Origin of the sequence: Salinivibrio socompensis S35 (genome assembly GCF_000513715.1) — a bacterium.
Taxonomy (GTDB): domain Bacteria; phylum Pseudomonadota; class Gammaproteobacteria; order Enterobacterales; family Vibrionaceae; genus Salinivibrio; species Salinivibrio socompensis.
This window is the reverse complement of the sequence record NZ_AQOD01000151.1, coordinates 1-6,092: the sequence shown is the minus strand read 5'-3', so window position 1 is coordinate 6,092 and position 6,092 is coordinate 1. Positions and strand designations below refer to the sequence as shown.

General features: G+C 46.6%; 3 protein-coding genes and 2 pseudogenes. 4 read left to right on the top strand and 1 reads right to left on the bottom strand.

The genetic code is table 11. From position 1 onward, the window contains the following. Positions 1 to 41 precede the first annotated feature (41 nt). From DZ54_RS22255 to DZ54_RS0114975, 4 genes and pseudogenes are all read left to right on the top strand, one after another. Positions 42 to 2,095: pseudogene (locus DZ54_RS22255) on the top strand (type VI secretion system Vgr family protein). Next, positions 2,092 to 2,835, top strand: a complete 744-nt coding sequence (locus DZ54_RS22250) for a DUF4123 domain-containing protein (protein WP_051416057.1) — start codon at positions 2,092 to 2,094, stop codon at positions 2,833 to 2,835. The pseudogene DZ54_RS22255 and the gene DZ54_RS22250 overlap by 4 nt, the downstream one beginning before the upstream one ends. Before the next feature lie 40 nt (positions 2,836 to 2,875). Next, entirely contained in the window at positions 2,876 to 5,017 is a 2,142-nt protein-coding gene (locus DZ54_RS0114980) for a phospholipase effector Tle1 domain-containing protein (RefSeq protein ID WP_025674951.1), read from the top strand. Continuing rightward, positions 5,001 to 5,759, top strand: coding sequence for a DUF2931 family protein (locus DZ54_RS0114975; protein ID WP_025674950.1), 759 nt, complete (start codon positions 5,001 to 5,003; stop codon positions 5,757 to 5,759). The genes DZ54_RS0114980 and DZ54_RS0114975 overlap by 17 nt, the downstream gene beginning before the upstream one ends. A gap of 108 nt (positions 5,760 to 5,867) precedes the next feature. On the opposite strand, the pseudogene DZ54_RS0114970 reads toward DZ54_RS0114975, so the two are convergent. Next, positions 5,868 to 6,092 (bottom strand): annotated as a pseudogene (locus tag DZ54_RS0114970) (IS4 family transposase); the annotation flags it as partial.

Below are 6,092 nucleotides of genomic sequence, written 5' to 3'. Positions count from 1 at the left end.
TGAACGTATCAGGGTAAACAAGCAGGGCGAAGGATACACAGATGGCGACATTGCAAATAGCGTTAACCGTGGCGGGGCTCGACCCGCAACCGTTCGTGGTGGTGGACTACCAAGGGGACGAGTGCCTGTCTCACCAAACGGGTCTTAATGGCAATCCGGTATATGGGCTCCAGTATGAGGTGGCATTGGCAAGCCGCCATACCGACATCACCCCAGAGCAAGTGGTCGACAAGCCGGTACAGCTGACACTGTGGCGCAACGGTGAGCTGGTCAAACGGGTGCAGGGCATCGCCAGTGCCTTTAGCCAAGGTGACATTGGTCATCACTTTACCCGCTATCGCTTAACTTTGGTGCCCGCCCTGTATCGTCTGTCGCTTCGCCAAAACAGCCGCACCTTCCAGCACCAAACCGTGCCGACCATCTTAGCCACCCTGCTCACCGAAATGGGAGTGACGGATGTTACCTTCTCACTAACCCGTGACTATGCCGAGCGTGAATACTGTGTGCAGCACCGCGAAAGTGACTTGGCGTTCTTCCACCGCTTGGCGGCAGAAGAAGGCTTGGTGTATCACCATGAGCACGATGCCACTACCCATACCCTGATAGTGACTGATGCGCCAAACAGCTTGCCCCAGCTTGAGAGCCCGGTGCCCTATAACGCAATAAGCGGCGGACGCACGGATACCCCGTATATCTATGGCTTACACGCCATACCGCGGCGCAGCTAGCCACACGGCGTTAAAGGACTACAGCTTTAAAAAGCCGCGTTACAGCTTCCAACAAGCGGCGCAAGCCGATGGCATTGATTACCAGCGCACCGACAGCTACGAGCACTTTGACTTTCCGGGCCGCTTTAAAAACGACGCTACCGGACAGGCGTTTAACCAAACCCGCCTCGAGTACTTACGTCGTGAGGCCGAGCACGCTAACGGCCAAAGCAATGAGCCGGCGCTACGGCTGGCTATCGCTTTACTATCAGCGACCATCTGGATGAGGGCGTCAACCAAGCGTGGCAAGTGGTGCGGGTGCATCACCAAGGCAGCCAACCGCAGGCACTGGAAGAAGAGGGCGGCCAAGGCGCCACCACCTACAACAACCAGTTTATGCTTATTCCCGCCACCACCCCGTGGCGTGCAACGCCGACACCCAAACCCCAAGTCGATGGCCCCATGATAGGCACCGTGGTGGGACCGGAAGGCGAAGAAATCTTCTGTGATGAACACGGGCGAGTGAAAGTCCACTTCCCGTGGGACCGTTATTCCAACGGCGATGACAAAAGCAGCTGCTGGATACGGGTGGCCCAAGGCTGGGCAGGCAGCCAATACGGCATGATGGCCATACCCCGCATTGGCCATGAAGTGATTGTGTCCTTCTTACACGGTGACCCCGACCAACCGATTATCACCGGCCGCACGTATCATGCGACCAATGTGCCGCCCTATACCTTACCGGCACACAAAACCAAGACGGTTTGGCGCAGTGAAAGCCACCAAGGGGAGGGCTACAACGAGCTGACGTTCGAAGACCAATCGGGCAGTGAGCAAGTGTATTTACACGCGCAAAAAGACTGGCACACCGAGGTAGAAAACGACCGCGTGACCGAGATAGGTCATGACAACCACCATCAGGTGCACAATGACCAATTTCATCGTGTGATGGGCAATGCGCATCATACTGTGGAGGGAGAGAGTCGCCAGTACACCCAACAAGACCAAACCCTGATTGTCGACGGCTCGCTGCACGTTAAAGCCGGCCAAGTGTGGGTGAATGACGCCAGTAACGAAATTCACATCAAAGCCGGTCAAAAAGCGGTGATTGAGGCGGGAAGTAGCATCACCGTCAAAGCCGGCGGCAGTTTTGTCAGCATTGATGGCGGCGGTGTCCATCTTGTGGGCCCTGCGATTAACCTCAACTCAGGCGGCAGCCCCGGCGCCGGCAGTGGCTATGCCGGTAAAGCCGCTGCCCTGCCGTTTGGGTAGAGTCGCCGGAGAGTCCAATGCCCGCTCAAACTGTTTCCTATGAGGCACTATTGACCGCTGAAAAAGCACATATACCAGCCGTCAAAATATGTCCCGTTACGGGAGGTGGCCAGTGATAAAACAATGGTTCACTGAACAAGTCGACGATATATATTGGTTAGTCGAAGACAACACATTAAAACAGGCGATAGAAGCCAACGGAGAGCTTTCATTTCCTGATGCACTATTGGTTTTTCAGGGGGAAATGTTCGATGCTGTAATGTCACTTTCGCCTTGGCTACTACCTGTGACTGAGTCGGTCAGGCAACTGCCTGAACAAGTATTACAGCAAGGTATGTACTTTTCTTGTACTCAGGCTCTCGATGTTTTGTTAAGCCATTTACAGAGTTTATTGATTGCTGCGCTTGATGGCGAGGAAGTCTTGTTTCGATTTTATGACCCTCAGGTGCTATTACCTATGCTGGACACCATGGATGAGCAAGAGCTATCTGCGCTTCTGGGGCCAGCTGAAAGGCTAACAACGTTTTTAAGTGGCCAATATCGCCAATGGTACAGTGACGTCGATAAACAATACCAACCACGACTGGCACCTTGGTGGATAATTAAACCTCATCATTTAACGCCACTTTACCGCACAGATGTGCATGCAAAGATTCTAGAAAGACGCTTCTGGGAGTGCTTACCCGATGCACTAATGCAACTAGAAAAGCCCTCTCAGGTTTTTGAGGCGGTGCTGAATGACGCTAAAAAGAATGGCAAGGATTATGAGTATGCAGAGCGTTTGGTGCTCAGTCACTTAATCAACGAGACGTCCCTAACTTTAGAAGCGGTTCGTGATGCGCTGCATCTTGAATAAAAAGAATGCGAAGAAATATTTAAATTACGGGAAACGACGTATGAGTAACACAGGCGTAAACCCACATTGTCAACCATGTGAAAAGTGTGATCACTGGATAGAGCTACTTATTCGTGATGAGCATAACCAGCCGTTTAATGATGTTAAAGGCACCTTAATTGATGCCACCCAAAAAGCGCACCCCATTTCTTTAGGGGAGCAACCCATTTTGGTTAAAGACATTGCCCCCGGCCCTGTGGAAGTACAGTTAGATCTGGGTGATTGGTTACGCGAAGCACAAGACAGTAAACACGCAGTGAATCCTGACTCTGACCCTGTAAAGGATTTTTCAACAACCTATACAGGATATAATGAGGGAGAGGTTATCTATCATGAAGTGACGACAGGGGACTTGACTGAACTACCTCAATACGAGCTAACTGATTTACCAGAAAATAGAGTCACCCTCCCTGAACGACATCAAAAAGGGGCCGCAGAAAAAATAAAACTCGTCACAGATAAAACATATATTCTTAAAGTAAGAGCGTACAAATTTATTACACTTCGCATCGGTGTGTTCTTTGATGGTACGGCCAATAATACATACAGTGCGCTATGGGGTAAGCAGCAGTTTGATCGCTACTATAATACATGGAAGGCCAACTATGATACTGAATGTGAAATACTGGCTAAACAAACTGGATTACATAGTAGAACGATTAAACCGACACAGTTACCAGATTCATGTTTTGCGTATCCAGATGGTGTAGAAGGTAGTGCATCTAACGAACTAACAAATGTATATAAACTTTTTGAGCTATATCAAAATCCATCTAGAGAATTCATAGATACCTATCAGACAATTCCAATAAAAGAATATATAACTGGTATAGGAACAGGAAATGACAAAAGCATTTTGCCAGCAGACGAGTCTAACTTGGGGTTAGCAACTGGAGCTGGTGAATATGGTATCATAAGTAAAGTGTATTTTGCATCCAGTAAAATTAGTGACAGAGTAAACGAAGTAAAAGAATCGATTAGTGTTTATAGTGAAAATATTGATGGAATTAATAAAATTCAATTTGATGTATTTGGTTTTAGTCGCGGTTCCGCAGCAGCAAGGCACTTTATTAATAATATTCTGAAGGAAGATGGCTCTTTTGTGAAACACTTTAGAAGATCTTGCGCCAGCTCAGAACTGTACTTATCGTATGGTTTTGATTGGTTAGAAAATGATCCTGAGAAAACGTGCTTAGAGATAACGTTTGCAGGCTTATTTGATACTGTGGCGTCCGTTATTGCTGGACTGGGCACTATGGACTTTTCTACCCACAATACCAAGCAGGGCGGGGTAGAGCTATGGATTGACCCGAAGCGTGTTCGTCGCGCCGTACACCTGACGGCACACCCAGATACAGAGTATCGTTATGACTTTAGCCTCAACCACCTAAATAATGTAGTGCTAGGCGACTTAGTCAGTGCAGAACAACGATCGAAAGCGGAGCCACCTGTGGCGCATTTTCATGAGTTTGTTGTGCCTGGAAGTCACTCAGATATTGGTGGAGGCTATAAATCACGTTTAAGCTACGATCACCGTGACTATTTATTACCTGTATTTGAAAATGTGCTCGTTAAGTCAGTCAGCAAGCGTTATTCCTTTTCGTTAGGGACAAAAGAAAAAGTCAAGAATGAGGTTGTAAAGCTGCTGAATGAATATAAAGAAAAAGATAAAAAAGTAGGCTGGCGTGATGAAGACTACATCATTGAAACCAAAGAACGCATTGGCAAAGACAGTGGTCAAATAACAGGTAAGCTATATATAAAGCGCCAAGTAGAAGGTGAGCTCTCTCGCTTATATTTGCGTGTTATGTACGGTTTGGCAGATTATTATGGTGTGCCAGTTCATGATGAAGATGGAAAAATATGGACGAGGTCCGACTCAACACTATATATAGTAAATTCTATTAATAATGTGAATAGATTAGATTTAAACTTTGATGGCCTAAATAGTCGAGTTCTAGAGTTATCTAAGAGTGGTGATATTTCTTCACTAAGATCAATCCTAGAAAGCGAAACGCTGGTGAAGAAGTTAACATATGCTAATTTAATTCACCACTCTTCAAAAGATAGTCTAGGCTTTGGTCCAAACTGGGATGACGAATCTAATTGTTATAGGAGAGCAAGCTTTGCCTGTACTAAATAAATATAAAAAAACAGTGATAACTTTTTTTGTATTGTTTCTTTTTATTGGATGCAAAGAGAAAGAGCCTCTCCCTGGAGAACCTTGGACTGTTTCTGTAGCAATGCCGTCTTTCTACCCAGTGAAAATCACGCAAGCATATGGTGTTAATGAGGAGGAAGACTGGACAATATTATTGCACTCATTATCCCAAGGGCTTTTGATAAGTGAAATGAAAAATGTAGTTGGTATGTTCCCAAATTATGATGGTTTTGGAATTCCAATAAACCCTCTTACAAGTTTAAAAGGTCGCCAAATAGGAGCAGGAACCAATCATACACCGGATAGTATTTATATATATTGGACGTCACTAATTAACGTACGTTTTTTTGTTACTAAATATGCTCTTTCCCCAAAGGTCAAGGAGTTAATGGCTAAAAGATTGCATTATACACGAAGTGATGGCTCTCAGGGGGGACCTTGCTATCGGACGAATCTAATTTTTGGATTGCTGCCTAACGGAAAAGCTAAGGTATGGCTACGCGGTTGCGGACAATTGATCTATTTGGCAGAGCTGGATCCTGCACGAGAGAAAGACCGTGACCAAAATGGAGTGACGGCTGAAAGATATCGAGAATCACCTTACTACTTTGACACCATTAATCAACGTGCAAAAGATGAAGGGGTTGCGATTGATCCAATTCCATGGGAGGAAGTTGGCAAAGTCTATAGCAAAAATACAGTCGAATTACTCAGTGAGCAGTAATGGTGGGTAGATCGAGGGTGTTCAATATTCTGTGTCACCGGTTCATCACAGATCCAGGTAACCGTCGATCCGGCCTTTGAAGTGGATGCTCAGCTCTGAGGGATCCCCTCATAAATCTGCCAGTGCACAGCCATCTTTTAAGAGCTGCTGGGCTAGAACCACCGCCGCTGCTAAGAGGTGTTGAGTTATAATTTCGTAGTCTGGTCGCCTGAGGACTTCCATACCTAACCGGACGGTAGACAGGACATTTCGATTTCTGACTGTATTCGCTTGAAAGTGCCTGTCCCATCCTTGCTGCTGAGCATGTATTCCTGCCAGCCAAACATGAGTTGC

Coding starts and splice junctions, on each gene's coding strand:
- DZ54_RS0114980 (WP_025674951.1), top strand. CDS start 2,876: ATGAGTAACACAGGCGTAAACCCACATTGTCAACCATGTGAAAAGTGT.